This is a genomic window from Romboutsia sp. 1001285H_161024_C4 (assembly GCF_015550185.1).
GTDB classification, from domain to species: Bacteria; Bacillota; Clostridia; order Peptostreptococcales; family Peptostreptococcaceae; genus Romboutsia_C; species Romboutsia_C hominis.
Window position 1 is genome coordinate 31,057 of record NZ_JADNAJ010000003.1, and the last position, 18,094, is coordinate 49,150.

At 26.4% G+C, this 18,094-nt stretch carries 18 protein-coding genes and 1 riboswitch; of the genes, 10 read left to right on the forward strand and 8 right to left on the reverse strand.

Translation table 11 applies throughout. The features are described from left to right. Positions 1-69: 69 nt before the first annotated feature. The 4 genes from I1959_RS06755 to I1959_RS06770 are packed head-to-tail and all read right to left on the reverse strand — an operon-like array spanning position 70 to position 2,602. Positions 70-900, reverse strand: a complete 831-nt coding sequence (locus I1959_RS06755) for an energy-coupling factor ABC transporter ATP-binding protein (RefSeq protein WP_166505324.1) — start codon at positions 898-900, stop codon at positions 70-72. A gap of 9 nt (positions 901-909) precedes the next feature. After that, the gene (cbiQ, locus tag I1959_RS06760) at positions 910-1,590 is read right to left on the reverse strand and encodes a cobalt ECF transporter T component CbiQ (protein ID WP_092926068.1); all 681 of its coding nucleotides are present in this window, start codon (positions 1,588-1,590) and stop codon (positions 910-912) included. Further along, positions 1,591-1,890 carry an energy-coupling factor ABC transporter substrate-binding protein gene (locus I1959_RS06765; protein WP_092926066.1) on the reverse strand — a complete coding sequence of 100 codons (300 nt, stop codon included), beginning with the start codon at positions 1,888-1,890 and terminating at the stop codon, positions 1,591-1,593. Further along, positions 1,874-2,602, reverse strand: coding sequence for an energy-coupling factor ABC transporter permease (locus I1959_RS06770; RefSeq protein WP_166505325.1), 729 nt, complete (start codon positions 2,600-2,602; stop codon positions 1,874-1,876). The genes I1959_RS06765 and I1959_RS06770 overlap by 17 nt, the downstream gene beginning before the upstream one ends. A gap of 322 nt (positions 2,603-2,924) precedes the next feature. Continuing rightward, positions 2,925-3,104: riboswitch (cobalamin riboswitch) on the reverse strand. Between the two features lie 198 nt (positions 3,105-3,302). Between I1959_RS06770 and I1959_RS06775 the strand changes: the two genes are divergently transcribed. From I1959_RS06775 to I1959_RS06795, 5 genes are all read left to right on the forward strand, one after another. Then, positions 3,303-3,677 carry a GntR family transcriptional regulator gene (locus tag I1959_RS06775; protein ID WP_166505326.1) on the forward strand — a complete coding sequence of 125 codons (375 nt, stop codon included), beginning with the start codon at positions 3,303-3,305 and terminating at the stop codon, positions 3,675-3,677. A gap of 1 nt (position 3,678) precedes the next feature. Continuing rightward, on the forward strand, positions 3,679-4,506 hold the full coding sequence (locus tag I1959_RS06780; RefSeq protein ID WP_166505327.1) for an ABC transporter ATP-binding protein: 828 nt from the start codon (positions 3,679-3,681) through the stop codon (positions 4,504-4,506). 1 nt (position 4,507) lies between these two features. Continuing rightward, positions 4,508-5,149 (forward strand): ABC-2 transporter permease, encoded by a 642-nt coding sequence (locus I1959_RS06785; protein ID WP_195237637.1) that lies wholly within the window; start codon positions 4,508-4,510, stop codon positions 5,147-5,149. 10 nt (positions 5,150-5,159) lie between these two features. Continuing rightward, positions 5,160-5,699 carry a hypothetical protein gene (locus I1959_RS06790; RefSeq protein ID WP_195237639.1) on the forward strand — a complete coding sequence of 180 codons (540 nt, stop codon included), beginning with the start codon at positions 5,160-5,162 and terminating at the stop codon, positions 5,697-5,699. A gap of 603 nt (positions 5,700-6,302) precedes the next feature. Then, complete coding sequence (locus tag I1959_RS06795; RefSeq protein WP_195237641.1) at positions 6,303-7,214, forward strand: YARHG domain-containing protein; 912 nt, start codon at positions 6,303-6,305, stop codon at positions 7,212-7,214. A 152-nt stretch (positions 7,215-7,366) separates the two neighbouring features. Here I1959_RS06795 and I1959_RS06800 read toward each other — a convergent pair whose 3' ends face one another. The 3 genes from I1959_RS06800 to I1959_RS06810 form a co-directional block, all read right to left on the reverse strand. After that, a complete protein-coding gene (locus I1959_RS06800; RefSeq protein ID WP_195237643.1) occupies positions 7,367-8,275 on the reverse strand; it encodes a CPBP family intramembrane glutamic endopeptidase in 909 nt (302 codons plus the stop codon). A 180-nt stretch (positions 8,276-8,455) separates the two neighbouring features. After that, positions 8,456-9,550, reverse strand: coding sequence for a DUF5808 domain-containing protein (locus I1959_RS06805; protein WP_195237645.1), 1,095 nt, complete (start codon positions 9,548-9,550; stop codon positions 8,456-8,458). Beyond that, positions 9,543-9,932 carry a GntR family transcriptional regulator gene (locus tag I1959_RS06810; RefSeq protein WP_195237647.1) on the reverse strand — a complete coding sequence of 130 codons (390 nt, stop codon included), beginning with the start codon at positions 9,930-9,932 and terminating at the stop codon, positions 9,543-9,545. The genes I1959_RS06805 and I1959_RS06810 overlap by 8 nt, the downstream gene beginning before the upstream one ends. Positions 9,933-10,093: 161 nt before the next feature. Between I1959_RS06810 and I1959_RS06815 the strand changes: the two genes are divergently transcribed. Both I1959_RS06815 and I1959_RS06820 read left to right on the forward strand, forming a co-directional pair. Beyond that, positions 10,094-10,630 (forward strand): sigma-70 family RNA polymerase sigma factor, encoded by a 537-nt coding sequence (locus I1959_RS06815; protein ID WP_092926047.1) that lies wholly within the window; start codon positions 10,094-10,096, stop codon positions 10,628-10,630. Position 10,631: 1 nt separating this feature from the next. Continuing rightward, entirely contained in the window at positions 10,632-12,050 is a 1,419-nt protein-coding gene (locus tag I1959_RS06820) for a hypothetical protein (protein WP_195237648.1), read from the forward strand. A gap of 663 nt (positions 12,051-12,713) precedes the next feature. Here I1959_RS06820 and I1959_RS06825 read toward each other — a convergent pair. Beyond that, positions 12,714-13,559, reverse strand: coding sequence for an AraC family transcriptional regulator (locus I1959_RS06825; protein WP_195237649.1), 846 nt, complete (start codon positions 13,557-13,559; stop codon positions 12,714-12,716). A gap of 218 nt (positions 13,560-13,777) precedes the next feature. On the opposite strand from I1959_RS06825, the gene I1959_RS06830 reads away from it, so the two are divergent. The 3 genes from I1959_RS06830 to I1959_RS06840 all read left to right on the forward strand — a co-directional run bounded on the left by I1959_RS06830 (position 13,778) and on the right by I1959_RS06840 (position 18,078). After that, positions 13,778-14,944 (forward strand): glycoside hydrolase family 5 protein, encoded by a 1,167-nt coding sequence (locus I1959_RS06830; RefSeq protein WP_195237650.1) that lies wholly within the window; start codon positions 13,778-13,780, stop codon positions 14,942-14,944. A 21-nt stretch (positions 14,945-14,965) separates the two neighbouring features. Continuing rightward, positions 14,966-16,612 carry a glycoside hydrolase family 43 protein gene (locus tag I1959_RS06835; RefSeq protein WP_195237651.1) on the forward strand — a complete coding sequence of 549 codons (1,647 nt, stop codon included), beginning with the start codon at positions 14,966-14,968 and terminating at the stop codon, positions 16,610-16,612. Between the two features lie 92 nt (positions 16,613-16,704). Then, a complete protein-coding gene (locus tag I1959_RS06840) occupies positions 16,705-18,078 on the forward strand; it encodes an MFS transporter (protein ID WP_195237652.1) in 1,374 nt (457 codons plus the stop codon). Positions 18,079-18,094: the final 16 nt, after the last annotated feature.

Sequence of the window (18,094 nt, forward strand, 5' to 3'; positions counted from 1 at the left end):
AAAAATGCTGGATAAGGTAATGGGCCTTATCCAGCATTTAATTATTTATTAAGTTTAAAATAAAACATGTTATACAAGAGATGTAAGTTGATTAGTATTTACACATTGATTAAAGTAATTATACAAATCTTCTTCTTTTTTGAATAAAGGCAGATTCATATTTTTATGAACTTTTACAAGCCAAGGGATATTTAATCCTACTTCTTCAATAATATTAGCTTCTTTAAAAACTTCCATACAATTACCTTCAATAACAATACTACCTTTATTTAAAACATATATATAATCACAAATCTCATATATTAAATCCATATCATGACTTGAAATAACTACTTTAATTCCATTATCGCATAAATTTTTTAAAATATTTACTATAGCTTTTGTGCTTTTAGGGTCAAGTCCTGCTGTAGGTTCATCTAAAAGAACCACTTTATTTTCCATAGCTATAACAGAAGCTATAGCCACTCTTTTTTTCTGACCATAACTTAAAAAGTGGACTGGTTTATCTATTAAATCTAAAGCATTGACTAATTTTAATGCATTATGTACTTTTTCTTTTATTTTATCTTCGGGTACACCTATATTTCTTAGTGAAAAAGCAACATCATCGTATACTCTTGAATAAAATATTTGCTTATCTGGATCTTGAAATACTATACCTACTTCTTTTCTTAAATTGTACAAATCTTTCTTTTTATATGAAAGTTCTTTATTGTTATAAAATATACTTCCTTCAGAGGGCTTTAATATACCTACTAGATTCATAAATAAAGTAGACTTACCAGAACCATTAGCTCCAATTATCCCAATCATATTTCCTTTTGAAAAATCTAAATTTATATTGTTTATTGCCTTATTTTCTTTTTCATATTTGTATGTTAAATTATTTACCTTAAACATGATATTCTCCTATATATGAAATTTCCCATCATACAATTTCATATCTAAGGTTATACTCATATCTTCATATTTTCTCATCATTCTAAAGAATAAGATTTTTATAAGTAGTGCTGTTGAGTTATAAGAATTTTTTAGATTTATATAACCAAATCTTAATTCTTGAGATTTATAAATATCTTTTATTTCTTCTAAAAATATGAATATGAATCTATATGTCAAAACCATAAGTTCTACTAATGTATCTGGGATATGTAATTTTTTTAATATAATTATTAATTGGTTAAATGGTGTAGTAAGTATTAAAAAATAAATAGATATAACTGAACTTATAGCTCTTAGTAATATATAAATTGAGTTTTTAACTGAAAATAAAGTTGTTCCTATATATAAGTTAAAAACTTTGATGTTAAATATAAAGCCTTGATTTTCAAATGATATGTTAATCATATTAAGTATAGTTCCTATAATTAAAAAATATATAGGTATCCTTAAACATTTTATATATAGTTTAATATTAACTTTTGCTATAAAAATGATTAAAAAGCTTACTATTAACATTACCAAAAAATGAAGCATTATATTATTTATAATTACAGAAATAGTTAAGGCTAAAAAGCTAATAAGCAATTTAGCCATAGGGTTAGTATTTCTTAAAGCATTTGTATATGCACATTTATCAATTTCCAGCATTTATTTTTTTTCACCTTTTTTTCTTCCTAGATAGTAGCCTATAAATCCAGCTCCTATAGCTGCTTGTGTAGAGAATAGTAAGCTCTCTATTTCTCCACTAGGTGGCTCGTATAAGCTACTAAACCAAGGTTTATAATCCGGATTTATCTCTGTTATTAGGCCCTCTGCCTCTCCATCAGCACCACCATATTCAGCTGATGAATTTAATAATAAAGGAGTTATTATAAGTATTATGGTTAAAGCTAATAATATTAAATTTTTATTTCTAAGTTTGTTTTTAGTTTTAGAATTTGTACTCATTAATTTCAACTCCTTCTTCATTTTGTGTTATTAAATTATATACTAAAGTAGTTAATAATCCTTCTGCTATAGCTATTGGTATTTGAGTCGTGAAAAATACTCCTAAAAATTTAACTAAAGACATCATAACTCCTCCACTAGGGTCAGGGAATGCTAGTGCCAATTGAGTTGCTGTTACTGTATATGTAGCTAAATCACCTAAGGCTGCTGCTAAAAATACACTCATTCCAACGTTTACATTTCTTTTTCTACAAAGTTTAAATATAAAATATGACACTATTGGTCCAACTATTGCCATTGAAAATGCATTAGCGCCTAAAGTAGTTAATCCTCCATGTGCAAGTAATAATGCTTGAAATAATAAAGCTATTGTTCCTATTACTGCCATAACAGCTGGTCCAAATAATATTGCACCAAGACCTACTCCTGTAGGATGTGAACAACTACCTGTTAAAGACGGTATTTTTAGTGCTGATAACACAAATACAAAAGCTCCTGCTAAGGCTAATAAAACCTTCTTTTTAGGATCTTGCTTTACTATGGTATTAATAGATTTTAACCCATATATGAAAAATGGAATAAATACTATTGTCCAAAGTATAGACCATTTTGCGGGTAAATATCCTTCCATAATATGCATAGCACTAGCATTTAATGGATTTAAAATGATAAGTAGCACACCTGCTACTAATGATAGTGGTAAAAAATTCATCTTTATACCTCACTTTCAAAGTTTATTAAATTTTTATGTGATAAATTAATGTAAGTATATAATGGGTAAAGACGAAATTTGATTTGCTTTAACTAGATGTCTAAAATTTATATTATTCATAATCAAAAATTAGATTAGTTTGATTAGATATATTTAATTTTAAATTAAGTTATCAAAACTATATACATTCAAAATTAAATAGATTTTGTCACGAACTAAAAAATCCTAATCATTGGATTAGGATTTAAATAACTTTCTAATTAATACCTATTTATTAAAAATAAGGTATTATTCTTTATTATTTTCCTTCACCCCGAAGAATATAATTTAAGTATTATAGGCAGGTCTCCTGGCTTAGCTTCATTTTACTACTTTCCCTTCCCATAATAAATTACAGTGGTTTTGAAAGTTTCATCAGCTTTACAGTAGCGGGGGCTGCAGAGGAATCTAACCTCTTTCCCTATTAATTTTAATTAAAAAAACCTAAAATACAAATTTTTAATTTATCACATATTTATATAATACTACAACTTTTATTATATTCCTCTATTTTTTATAAAAAAATATTAAAAAATTTAATTAAATCTTAAAATATATAGATTTATAAATAATATTTATTTAAAATTTATTGACTAAGAACAAACTAACTGTATAATATGTATATATACAGTATATACATATTATACAGAAAGGAGATAAAATGAACATAATAATTTCAAATGCTTCTGATTTACCCATATATATGCAAATAGTAAATCATATAAAGAAGAACATATTAAGTGGTACTTTAGAAGAAGGAAAAGCTCTACCATCTATAAGAGCATTAGCTAAAGATTTAGGTATAAGTTTTATAACTACTAAAAGAGCTTATGAAGAATTAGAAAAACTAGGACTTATAAACACCGTACCGGGAAAAGGTTGTTACGTATCTTCTTTTAATAAAGAACTAGTATATGAAGCTAAAATGAGAGAGATAGAAGAAAAGTTAGAAGAATCTATAAATCTATCTAAAATGATGGGTTTATCAAAAAGTGAATTAATAGAAATATTAGAGAGTCTATACGAGGGGGAGTAATATGTTAAGACTAGAAAAGGTAAGTAAAGACTTTGATAAATTTAAGTTGGAAGATATATCTTTTGAATTAAAAGAGGGATATATTATGGGACTTATTGGTCATAATGGTAGTGGAAAAACTACTATTATAAAATTAATAATGAATTTACTTAATGTGGATAGTGGAAATATATATTATATGGGAGAAGATATAAATAAAATTTCTAAAAAATTTAAAGAAGAAGTAGGATTTGTATATGATGAATTATATTTTTACGAACATCTTAAGGTTAAAGAATTTAAAAATATAGTTAAAAGTTTTTACAAAAACTTTGAAAATAACAAATTTGATAATTATTTAGAAAAATTTAAAATAGATAAAGACACTAAAATAAAAAACTTATCAAAAGGGCAAAGTATAAAATTAATGCTAGCAAATGCACTAAGTCATAATGCTAAGTTACTAGTACTTGACGAGCCAAGTAGTGGACTTGACCCTATATTTAGAAAAGAAATGATAAGTATAATTCAAGAGGAATTGGAAAGCGGAGATAAATGTGCTATATTTTCGACACATATATTAACTGATTTAGAACAATGTGCAGATTATATAACACTTATAAAAAATGGGAAATTAGTATTAAGTGAAAGTAGTGAATATATAAAAGAAAACTACAAGGTAATAAAAGGAAGTAAAAAAGAATTAGATGATAGTAATATAAATTTTATAAAAAGAGAAGACAAAAATTACTATAGTCAGGGGCTATTTATAGAAAGTGGATACGAAACTACTAATAATATAAGTATAGCAACTATAGAAGATATTATATATTTTATGGGGAGAGATTAAAATGATTAATATTATAAAAAAAGATTTAAGGGCATGTTTTATGACAGATACTAAAACCATTATAAAGTTAGTAGTAGGGCTTTTTATATTTTCATCTATATTAATGGGATTATCTAGTGTAGCAATTCCATTATTTTTAAGTTATATGTTTATATTTAGAAGCTTTTATTTAGATGAAGCTAATAAATGTGATTATTTTTTTAATAGTATGCCAATAGATAAAGAAGATATAGTGTATAGTAAATATATAGTATCTACATTAATTATAGTATTATCTATATTATTTACTTATTTTTATTCAAAAATATTAAAGCATATATTTTATATAGATTTAATGTACACTCAAACAATGTTAAGTACTTTAAATATATTACTTATACTAGTATCTGTATCATTTCCTATAATGTTTAAATATGGATACAAAAAATCTTATATACCTATAAATTTAGTAATGGGTATTATACTTGTATTTAGTTTATATATAACACTAAAGCCAAGAGCTGATATACATATAGAGGGACAAGAAAATTTAATTATAAGTGATCCTAAGCTACTTATTATAAGTAGTGTTTGTGTAGTTATTTACATAATATCTATGTATATATCTACTAAAATATACAATAAAAAAGAAGTAGCACTTTAAGGGGGACAATATGAATAAAAAGTTTATAAAAGCAAGTACTATAGTATTAATACCTATAATAGTTTTAATAGTATTTAGTGTATTTTATGTTAAGGATATAAATGATTACTTTTATGATGAGTTTGAAGAAAGACTAAAGATAGAATTTAAAAATTATAAAGAAGATAAATATAGTCATATTTTAACTATAAAGATAACTAATAATTCAAAAGACATAGCTAGTTTATATGATATGGATCTTTCTTTTGACCATACAGAAAAGTTTATGGAAGAATTTGGAGGAATAAGTCCGGGTGATGTAAGGATTGTAGGACGTGAAGGAGATAGATTTAAAGAAGATTATAAGATGGGGATAGATTCAGGTGAAAGTAAAGATATAGTATTTAAAATACCAAAGGGACTTAGTTTAGATGAAAAGATATTTGATACAAAACACCCTATAATAAACTACAATGTAAGTTTTTATAAGTTTAGAACTTCATCAAACTCACTTATGATAGGAAGCGGAAGTGAAGGTGGAAGTAAAACTTTATTCTTAGAGGAGTATTAAAAAAAGAGTAGGTTATACTAATAAAAAGTATTTAAAATTTAAAAGGCTGGTGTTTTTATGAATAACTTTGCTATGATACTTATTGGTATTATACCTATGATTATATGTTTGGTTTTATGGATAATGCTTATATATGCGTTATTTTTAGGAATAAAAGCTTTGAAAATATATATAAATAAAAATATTTAATAAAATTTGCTTTAGTTGTGTCATAATGACTTATTATATTGCTTAAGATAGCTATCTGTATAGATAGCTATTTTTTTATGCAAGGAAATTATATTAAGCGTAAACCTGTTGATAACTCATGAAAATAAGATATATCAAGAGGTTTGAAAATGTAAATAGATTCGCCCACACAGTTGCTCAAAAAATGACATTTTGAGCAACGGACAAAGTCGTTGGCGACATGAAGTGTAGCGCCCACGCAGTGGCTTAAGCGAAGCGAATTTTTTATTCTCTAGGAAAAAATATATAACTTCAACTATTAATAAATCAATAGAAAAATCAAAGATAGCACTGACAAGCAATAATGTATAATAAACATCATATAAATATAAGGGGATACGGTGTAATTACAAAGCAAATCATATAGGAGGGAATATGAAAACTTGTAAAAATTGTAATAATCATTTAGATAAAGATCAAATATTTTGCAATAAATGCGGATATAACACTTTAAAAGATGATCTTAAGAAAAACAATCTAAAAAACATAATAATGATATTAGTATTTATACTTGTAGTAATAGCTTTAGTAGTATTTTCACTAAAAGATAATATAGTGCAAAGTTATTATATAAAAAAGGGTGATGGTGAAAATCAAAGTAAAGCTATAAACTACTACATAAAAGCCCTAGATGCAAAATATTCTGATGAAGTAGTACAAAAGCTAGAAAGCAAAATAGAGGAAAGTGAAAATTCAGAAATGGAACTTAGTAAGTTAAAAGGTATAGTTAAAAAAGATGACTTAAATAGCATGTATCTCAATTTATACATTCAAAAAGCTAAGGAAAATTTTAATAAAGAAAATTACAAAACTACAAGAAAGTATTTAGATCTGGCTAAAGATTATAATTATGATATAGAAACTTTTGAGTACTATGAAGACTTAGTAGCTATAGAAAATGAAGCAAGTGAAAGAGAAAAAGAAGAAAAACTGGATAAGGCTAAAGAAGAAACTAAAGAAAAAGAAACTGTATATATAGTAGAAAATAATCATTATGCCTATAATTATGATAGCGCTTATGGAAATGATGAGAGTTATTTTATAATACCTGATAGTCATATAAGATACTTAAGTAAGGAAGAATTATTAAATTATAATAAAAGTCAGCTTGGATATATAAGGAATGAGATATTTGCAAGGTATGGATATATATTTAAAAATGATGTATACAATAACTATTTTAACTCTATGCCTTGGTATTACCCAGATAGTACTTTTTCTGGAAATATAGAAGATTTAAATGATATAGAAAGGTATAATATAGAACTTATAAAAAGTTTAGAATAAAAGATATAGTTAATTATTACTTAATAGTAGAACTATTTATTACAAATGTTTATATTTTCATATAAGAAATAAAATATTTAATATAAATATAAAGAGTAAGCCAGGTTATTTATTATATAACTTAACTTACTCTTTCATTATAAACTTATAAACTAAGCTTTTGTTTTAGTTTCTATATTTTCTTCATCTAATTTCTTAGTTTTTAATAAACATATAGCACCAACTACTATAAAGAAGAACCCTCCAATAATGCCAACAGGAGCGGGACCTATAAACATGTTAGGATTAGGTATAGATAAGAATATAACGCCCTCTGATGCAAAACCATTTAAACTACCATGAGCAAAAGTAGCTGGAATACAGCTTTTTGTTTTTATAGCTATATAATTAAATATAGAACCAGTAGCTAAACAAAATACAATCATAGCAAATATTCCTAAAAATGGAGCGCCTATATATCCCACACCATAGTTGTGCCCCATAGCTATCATAGGAGCATGCCATATACCCCAAATAACACTACAGATTAAACTAGATTTAAAGTAACTATTATTTTCTATTAATTTAGGTAACAAATATCCTCTCCAACCTAACTCTTCTCCAAGACAAGGGATAAAGTTTAATATAGGTGATAAAAAAATACCAACAAATAATTGAATAATCATAGCAGATTTAAGCTCTAAATCACTTGGAACTGCTTGACCTAGTGATTGTAACTGAAGCTTAAGATTTTCCACTCCATTATTCATGCTTAAATCAAGATGAGATGGAAAGATTATAAAGTATAAAGCTGAACCTAGTATAATTAAAATTACAGGTGAAAAATATCCTATAAAGTAGTACTTTATATTTTTTTTGAAGTTTGGTTTTATCCAGATTTCTTTAAAACTAGATTTTGTAATTAAAGTTGTAATTAATACAGATAAGGCAGGTATCATCATGCAAAGTATCAGACCAATAGATGCAAAAGGTCCAGTTAGCCCCCCACTTTTAAATATTATAAATGTTATTGACCAAGTTAGAAAAAAAGTTATTAATAAAAATATGTTTACCTTTTTCATTTTAAAAACCCCTTTATAATTATTATTTTGTAAATTTTATTAAGTGATGATAGCTTATAAGTTTTATTGTATAGTTATATTAAATTATGCTAATTTTATAAATTATTTTAGTGAATTGTTAATTATGAAGAGCATTAGAGTTTAAGCTTTAAGGATATAATATATCCTTAAAGCTATTAGTTATACTGCAAGTAATGCAATTAATATCAGTATAAATGGAAGTATAAAAAATATTTTACCTTTTAAATGACCGATATTTATAGTCCATCCAACACCAAATCTTTTGTTCACAAATAATGATGGGTCATTAGGATTATTGTAAAAAGTCCCCCATATCCATAAATCATCTTCATCGTCAATAGAATATACGGCGTCCTTAGATTTAACTGGTGATTTATAGTATATATAAGTTAAGTATATAGATGATAGTATAATTAATATAGTACAAACTATCATTATAGCTTGATTTATATCACCAGAGTGAGCTATAGCTATTATTATATTTATAAATAAAATTTGAGTAAGAGCATTTAGTATAAAAAATGCTAAACCACTTTGATTTAAAAATCTAAGGTTTGCTTTTTTACTATTTTCAAAATCTTTGCTAGATAGCTTTATACGAGATTTTAAAGAATAGACAGCTGAGATATATATTATAATTGATATACCAACTTGCATACTTATCATTCCAAATACACTCATAAATGATTTTTCAGTAAAACCATCAGCCTTTCCATTAAATCCCCAGTGGATAGGAATTATATCAGGCATAGAGTTGTATTTAGTTAAAGCATAAATACCAACAATAAAAACTATAATCATAGGTATAGTGTATAATATAGAGTATCTTTTTATGATTCTATTTTTTTCATTTAAGAAATCAGTATCTAATATAATATTAGTTCTTTCTAATTCTATATCATCAACAGTTGATGCTAACTTTCCTTTTAAAGCCTTTACTTTGTTGTAGACATCTATATATATGACAAATTCATATATAGCAAATCCTAGTATTGGAACTATAGAAGATCCTACATAGTTTTTAAGAACATATATCATAAATAAGCAAAGCAAAACAGATACTATAAATCCAAGAGTCAATAAACTTTTAAATCTCTTATCTAATCTCTTAAATTCATCTTTAGTAAAATAATCACTATTTAAGCTAACTCCATAAAATTGTCTTTTACCACTTAAAGCTTGTGTAAAAAAAGTAAGTACATATACTAACGCTAAAATAGGTAAATTAATAATTAAAGCCAAAGTATTATTCATAGTCTTTCACCTCATATTTATCAAATAATTTGATACTATACTCTAAAAATTCTTCACGAGGGATACCTAAAAGATAACTTTGTGCTACTAATAAATCTAAATTTGATTTTATATTTTTAACATTAGCATCATTTTTCTGTAGAGGAAGAGAATTTACAATAGCTCCTTTTCTTCTATCTATATTTATGTAACCCTCATCTTTTAGTAAATTATATGCTTTATTTACTGTGTGTAGATTAACCCCAATTTCACTAGCCATATTTCTGACAGATGGAAGTGATTCATTTATTTTTAAATCACCACTAGCAATTGATTTTATTATTTGTTCCCTTATTTGGGTGTATATAGGAACATCGCTATTAAAATCTAAATCTAAAAGCATATTACACCTCCTAATTTATAAATTCTATCTGTTATATATATTATATAACAGATAGGTAGAGTGTTACAACTAAAATAAATTTATTTAATACAATTTATTAAAAAGTTTAAGAGATTTTAAAAATATTAGACGTAGTATATAGTATATAGGGGAGGATATATATGGAAAAAAGAATGATTAAGAAAATAAAAAGAAAAGACCCAAAAGGTCTAGATTATATAATTGATATTTATAGTAGTAGGGTTTATTTTTTAGTAAATAAAATAATTGGCTTTTATGGTAAAGAAGAAGTGGAAGAGTGTGTAAGTGATGTATTTTATAAGGTGTGGGAAAGCATAAATGAATTTGATGAAAAGAGAGGAGATTTTAGCAAATTTATATATATGAAAACTAAATACTTAGCACTAGACTATAAAAGAAGATTGGAAAAAAGCAAGTTACATAATAATTTAGAAAAAGATATATCAAATGGTATAAGTATAGAACATATAGTTCTTGATAGAGAAAGTAGTGAGGAAATAGTAAAGGTTATAAATAGTTTTAAAGAACCTGATAAAACTTACTTTTATCTTAAATATTTTATGTATTATAAGATTGATGACATAGCTAATAAATACAAAACCACGAGGGCATCAGTAGAAAATAGACTATATAGATGTAGGTTAAAAATAAAAGAAATGTTAGAGAGGAGGTATTAATATGAAAGATAAGTATACAAAAAAATTAATTGAAGGTATTGATAATATAGACAAATTAGATTTTAAATTTGATGACTTCAATGAAGATATAAAATTAGATGAAAAAGATATAGAAAATATAAAGAAAAAAACCTATGATAAAATAGGAAAATCTAATTTAAAAAAATACAAAAATAAAAAAATAAGAACTTTAGTAGCATCTATATCATTAATATTAATAATAGGAACTCCTACAATAAGAGCATTAGTGGACCATCTATATAAGTATGATATTTCTAGTGGAAAAATAATAAAAAGTGAAGAAGCTGTATATATCCTAAAAGAACCTATAACTAAAAAAGTAGGTGATGGAAATATAACAATAGATAGCTTTTATATAGATACAAAAGACGAAAAGATAATAATAAATGAAACTGCAAAAAATATAAAAGGATTTGAATATATTAAAAGTGGATTAATGGTAAATAACAAAGATATAATGAAGGATACTTATACAAAATTAGATGAAAATACTTGGACAAAGCATACAGGAACATATCTTAATAATAAGTACAATAAAAATGATAAGGTTAAATACATTATAAAATTAAGAGATAAAAATGATAATATTACTAAAGTTGAATTTGATATAGACTTAATAGAAGCTAAATCAGTTGAAGAATACAATAAAAATATACCAAAAGATACTAAAAATAATATAACACTAAGTGCCTTAACGACTCAGGAAAATGATAATTTATATATAGATTTTATAGCTATACCTAAAAATGAAAACATGCACTTTGAAGTAGATAACTATGGGGATGATATAAATGAAAACATAGGTAGTGGTATATATTTAATAGATTCTAATGGTAAAAAGATAGAAGGAGAATATGTACTAGAAGGTATTAGTAACAATAAATTTAAATTTAATACCAAAGAACTACAAAAGCCTTATAAAATAGAAATAAGTAATATTAATATAAATATTAATAGAGAGGGGCAAAAGCTTAAAAGTACAAAGGTAAAATTACCGAAGCTAAAAGTTAATGAAAAGTTAGAAATTAACAAAACTATAGACATCAAAGATAAAAATAATGAGCTAACATCTAAAAATAGCAAAGTAATAATCGAAAGTGTGGAAAGAAAAATAATAAACAAAGAAGATATTTATAATATAAAGATTGCTTATCCAGATAACAAAGATAATAATGTGAAGCTAAATTATATAAGTATAGATCCTATACCGAGTATATTGGGTGGATTTAAATCTAATTTTGTTAGTTCATCACAAGATGCCATAAAAGATGGGATGTATGGAAATATTAATATATATATGAGTAATAAAGGTATAAATAAACCCAGAGGTACGGAATTTAATATGTCACCATCTGATTATACAGTAAATGGACCTTGGGTAATAAAGTTAATTGATTAGAAAAATAACTCTATGAATTATAATAAGACGGGGTATATACCCTGTCTTTTTAGATTAAATAAGTATAATTACAAAAATATTCAGAAAATATTTCTTGGGAAATTTATATTAATTATTTAAACATAAATCAATATCACTTGCACTTATTTTTTAATGGTGCAAATTTTTATAGTATTTACTGTATTTATGAGGAGACAATGATAGAATTATTTTATCAACTCCATTATCTACTTAATAAATTGCATTTATGAATTTGTCATACTCAGTATAAGAAATAGTATAGAAGTGAGTCTATAAAACGCAGATATCAAACTATTATATAAAAAATGCTGTTGAATTTTTTTATATGTTATATAAAGAATTTATAACTTAAATAAAGTAAAATGTAATGAGTGAAGTATACTATCAAGGAATAATAAAAAAAGTAAAAGTAATGCTAACATAATATTTGGAATTGTAAACTATAGATCTCTAAACAAGATACTAATTATAATACGTAAAGAATTAAGATGTAAAAGATTAAGAGAAGTAGGTGAACCTGTAGTAAGTAGAATAATAAAAAGGTGTACTAATTACCTAGTAGAATTAAATAATGGCATTTAAAAAAAGAGGCTTTAAAATCAAAAAAAGTATTATCATAGTACTGTGATAATACTTTTTAAACTATATTAATTTTTTCCTTATCTCCTTAGGAGTACAATTAAATTTTTTTCTAAAAAGCTTGTAAAATAATTTATTATTAGTAAATCCATGAGATTCTAAGATACTACATAAGGTATTATTTGTATTAATTAAATCTCTATAAATATAAGAAATACGCACATCATTTAAATATTCTAAATAAGTTTGTCCCATATATTGCTTAAACTTTCTACAAAAGTACTCAGGCTGTAAGTGTGCAATTTGAGCTATTTCATTAATAGAAATAGAATTTTTATAATTAAGTCTTGTATATTCTAAAACAGGCTCAAATCTTGATAACTCAAGAGGTCTGTTTATCGTATTCTTATCACCTATAGGTATTCTGAAATTTGTATAAATTTGAAATAAAAATTCAAATAATAGACCTGTGAAACGTAAATTTCCTGCTTGAGGTGATGCAATTTTTATTTCTTTCATATCTTTTAAAATAGTTTTAATTTTAGCCAAATTTGTTTCATAATTATAGTTATTAATATTAACTTTAAAGTCAAAATAACTATCTTTGCAATCGGGAATATATTTATTTAAAAAAGATAATGGTATTTGTAATAATATAGAAGTGTTTTCATAAACGCATCTAGTTGAATGAATAATGCCTGAATTAATGATTATACAGTCATTAGCTTTGAAATTATAAGTAGATCCTTCCATGTTAACTTGCAAATCTCCAGAAATTAGATAGATTATTTCTAAAGAATTATGCCAATGATTTGAAATATAACTCCCACTATCTTCAAATAATTTAAAATTTACATCTAGATTTTCGATTGGTTCAATAATTTCATGCAAAAAATCTCTTTTATCCATAATAAACCTCCCCTGTAATTCAATATTATAATTATATGATTTATAAAATTCAATATTTAAAAAAGATAATATCGACTAATAAATTGGATAATAAATATACTTAGAAAAATATATATAGTTGTATATAATGGGGTTAAATAAGAAAACACTGAAAAAATCATTATAATAATAGTTCAAAATATACCTATAATTATGATGAAGAGGGGGAGATAGTTATTATGTACATAAAAGGTGTAAACTTAGGCAATTGGTTAGTACTAGAAAAGTGGATGAGTCCTAGTTTATTTGAAGGAACAACAGCAGAAGATGAATACTATTTACCAAGACAGCTTTCAAAAGAAGTCTATGAAGCTAGAATTAAAGTTCATCGTAGTGAATATATCACAGAAAGAGATTTTGCAACAATTAAATCTATGGGATTAAACTCAGTTCGTATACCAGTACCATATTTTATTTTTGGGGATTGTGAACCATTTATAGGATGTGTTGAAGAATTAGATAAGGCATTTTCTTGGGCCGGGAAATATGGGTTAAGTATATTAATAGATCTTCATACGGTTCCAGGAAGCCAAAATGGATTTGATAATGGTGGAATATCAGGTGTATGTAAATGGTCTAAACAACCAGAAAGTATAGAATTTACCCTAAGTGTATTAGAACGATTAGCAAAACGTTATGGAAAAAGAAGTGAGCTGTGGGGAATTCAAATTTTAAATGAGCCAATTACGGAAAGAATGTGGAACATAATGGATGTTCCTAATCGTTATAAAGCTGTAGATGAAGAAATGTCAAAAGGCAGTGGTCCTAATTCATTAGAATTTCTACGCGAATTTTATATAAAAGCATATAGAGTAATGCGTCCTCATATGCGCGAGGAAAACGTTATAGTGTTCCATGATGGTTTTGAATTAAAAGCATGGAAAGATTTTATGAGAGAAGAAGAATTTAAAAATGTCGTTTTAGATACACACCAGTACTTAATGCTTGCAGAAGCTGAGGGGTGTGAGCAAAGTGTTGATGGTTATATAAAATATATTCAAGAAAATTATGCAAAAGATATTGCTGAGATGCAAAAATATTTCCCTATTATATGTGGAGAATGGAGTCTATTTAACTCTTACGGATGTGGGATAGATACTGCTGGAGGTCAATCTCCACTAAATGGAATAGAGTCAAATGTAGATAAGTTATCAAAAAGTGAAAAGAAAGAATTATATAGAGAAATAGCCAAAGCTCAACTTGATGCATGGAGAAATGGTATTGGTCATTATTATTGGAACTACAAATTATTACTAGATACAGTTAATGAAGGTGGTTGGATAGGTTGGGATAGTTGGGACTTAGGTAAATGTGTAGCACAAGAATGGTACCCAGTAGAATACTAAAATAGAATTGGAGGAGAAGAAATGATTAAAAATCCTATACTTCCAGGTTTTAACCCGGATCCTTGTATTTGCAGAAAAGGAGATGATTATTATCTTGCAGTTTCATCTTTTGAGTGGTTCCCAGGAATACCCATTTATCATTCAAAAGATTTAAAAAACTGGGAGCTATATACTCATGTTTTAACGGACGACACAATGGTTGATTTAAAAAAGCTTCCTTCAGCAAAAGGAATTTGGGCTCCTTGCTTGACTTATTGTGAGGATGAAGATTTATTTTATGTGATTTATGGTGTTATGAACTCTATGAATGCTAGATATTTTGATGTTGATAACTATTTAATTACAGCAAAAGATATAAAGGGAACATGGAGTGAACCAATATATATTCACTCTTCTGGATTCGATGCATCTATTTTTCATGATGATGATGGAAGGAAGTGGATCTCATCTTTAGAGTGGGAAACTAGAGAAGGTTATGAAAAACCAGGTGCAATATGTCTAGTAGAATACTGCCCAAAGAAAAAAGAAATAATAGGATATCCTAAGAGGATATGGTCTGGTGGAACTGATAGAGGGTGTATTGAAGCACCACATATAACAAGGCGTGGAGAATATTATTATATAATGTGTGCAGAGGGTGGAACTGGATATGGGCATGGAGTAACAATGGGAAGATCTAAAAATGTATGGGGACCTTATGAAAAAGATCCAATGAATCCTATAGTTACATCTATTCCAGGTGATTTTTATGAAAGACATGATCCTGATCACTTAAAACCAAAATACTATAACCCTGAATCAATACTTCAAAAATCAGGTCATGGTAGTTATGTAGAAACACCAGCAGGAGAGGTGTATTTAGTACATCTTACATCAAGACCATTTGCACCAGAACTTAGATGTACTCTTGGAAGAGAAACAGCTATCCAAAAAATGAAATGGACAGAAGATAATTGGCTTCGTATGGAAGATGGAACAAATTTAGCTAAAGAACATGTAGTTGAAAGTAAGCTTGAAGAGTATTTAGTTCCATCCATACCTGATTTTGATGATTTTAATTCAGATGAACTTGGGTTACAATATTATGCTCCTAGAATTTCGCCATTATCATTTGCAGATGTTAAATCTAGGCCAGGGTATGTAAGAATTAGAGGACAAGAATCGAGAACATCCTTAAATAAAGTAAGTATATTAGCAAGAAAATTAACTTCAGTATACGCTAGAATTACTACTAAAATGGAATTTTATCCTGAAGTACATCAACATAGTGCAGGTTTAATTATGTACTATGATAATATGAATTATATTAACTTAAGAAAATATTATAGCGAAACTTTAGGACAAAGTGCATTATCAATAATACATCTTGAAAATGGAGAAAAAACAGAGTTTTTAAATACAAGAATCCCTATAGAAGATACACCAATATATCTTCGTTTAAATATACAAGGACGTAAATCATATTTTGAATGGAGTTATGATGGAGAAAATTATGAAAAAATAGGTAAAATATTTGATACTACTAAGTTTTCAGATGAGTACTGCAAGTATGGAGAATTTACAGGTACATTTGTAGGAATTACATGTGCAGACCGCGTAAAACATAAGCATTATGCGGATTTTGATTTCTTTGAATACATAGCAGATGAATCAAAAAATGTAGATTAAGTTATCATGATAATAATTCCTGAGTATTAAAAAGTACTCAGGAATTAAAATGACAAATAGGAAAACTATTCTTAAAAAGGGGAGACTATATTATGGAATTTGAAGCTAGCATTAAAAAAAATAATATTCAATCTTCAAGAATATCGATAGGAGAAAGATTTGCTTACGGATGTGGAGATTTAGGATGTAATATTATATATTCAGCAATGTCAGCATTTTTATTATTTTATTACACTGATTATGCAGGGGTTAGTGCAGCAGCAGTTGGGAGCATAATGTTTATTTCCAGACTTTTAGATGGATTTAGCGATTTAGCAATGGGAGTTATAGTAGATAGAACTAAATCTAAATACGGGAAAGCTAGACCTTGGATTTTACGTATGGCAGTTCCTTTTGCTATAGCAGCAGTATTATTATTTTCAGTTCCAGCGAACCTTGGAGATACAGCTAAATTAGTTTATGTTTTTATTACTTATAATTTAGTTTCCACTATTATTTATACTGCGATAAACGTACCTTATGCAACATTAAACTCATTAATAACTCAAGACCAATATGAAAGAGGAGTACTGAGTATATTTAGAATGATACTTGCTACTTGTGGTAGTTTAATAATAAATGGACTTACATTACCTTTGGTCGAATATTTTGGTAACAATGCATCAGCATGGACTAAAACATTTATAGTATTTGGGGTAGCATCAATAATAGTGTTTCTAATAACATTTGTAGGAACTAAAGAAAGGGTAGTATCATCTAAAAAAGAAAAAAATGAAATAGTACCATTTAAAGTAGGCATTAAGGCATTGTTTAAAAATAAATACTGGATACAAATAACACTATGTTTAGTTTGTATTTTTATAGTATTTTCAATAAATGGAGGTTCTTCTGTATATTATGCAAAGTTTATTTTAGGTGATGAAAAACTATTTGCCCCTATAAATATGACCTCTAATATATCTCAAATTATAGCTATGTTTATTATGGCTCCTTTTATAAAGAAATTTGGCAAAAGGAATGTGCTAATATCAGGGTCTGTAATACTAATATTATCAAACATAATGTTTATGGTAGGTGGACAAAGCTATTTTAGTATAATATTTGCAAGTATTATAAAGGGAATCGGTAATGCAGGAGTTGGGGCAACAATGTTTGCTATAGTTTCAGATACTATTGAATATGGAGAGTGGAAAACAGGATATAGAACGGAAGGTCTTATAAACAGTGCATCTAGCTTTGGGTTTAAGGTTGGTAATGGTCTAGGATCAGCAATATTAGGTGCAATATTATCTATAGGAGGATACATAGGTAGTGCAGCTGTTCAAAGTGATTCAGCTATAATGTCAATAAAAGTATGTTTTATATATTTACCTATAATTATTACAGTATTACAAATTATAATAATGAGTTTTTATAAATTAGATAAGGAATATAATACTATACTTCAGGCGTTAAATAATAAATAAATTTATTAAAAAAGCT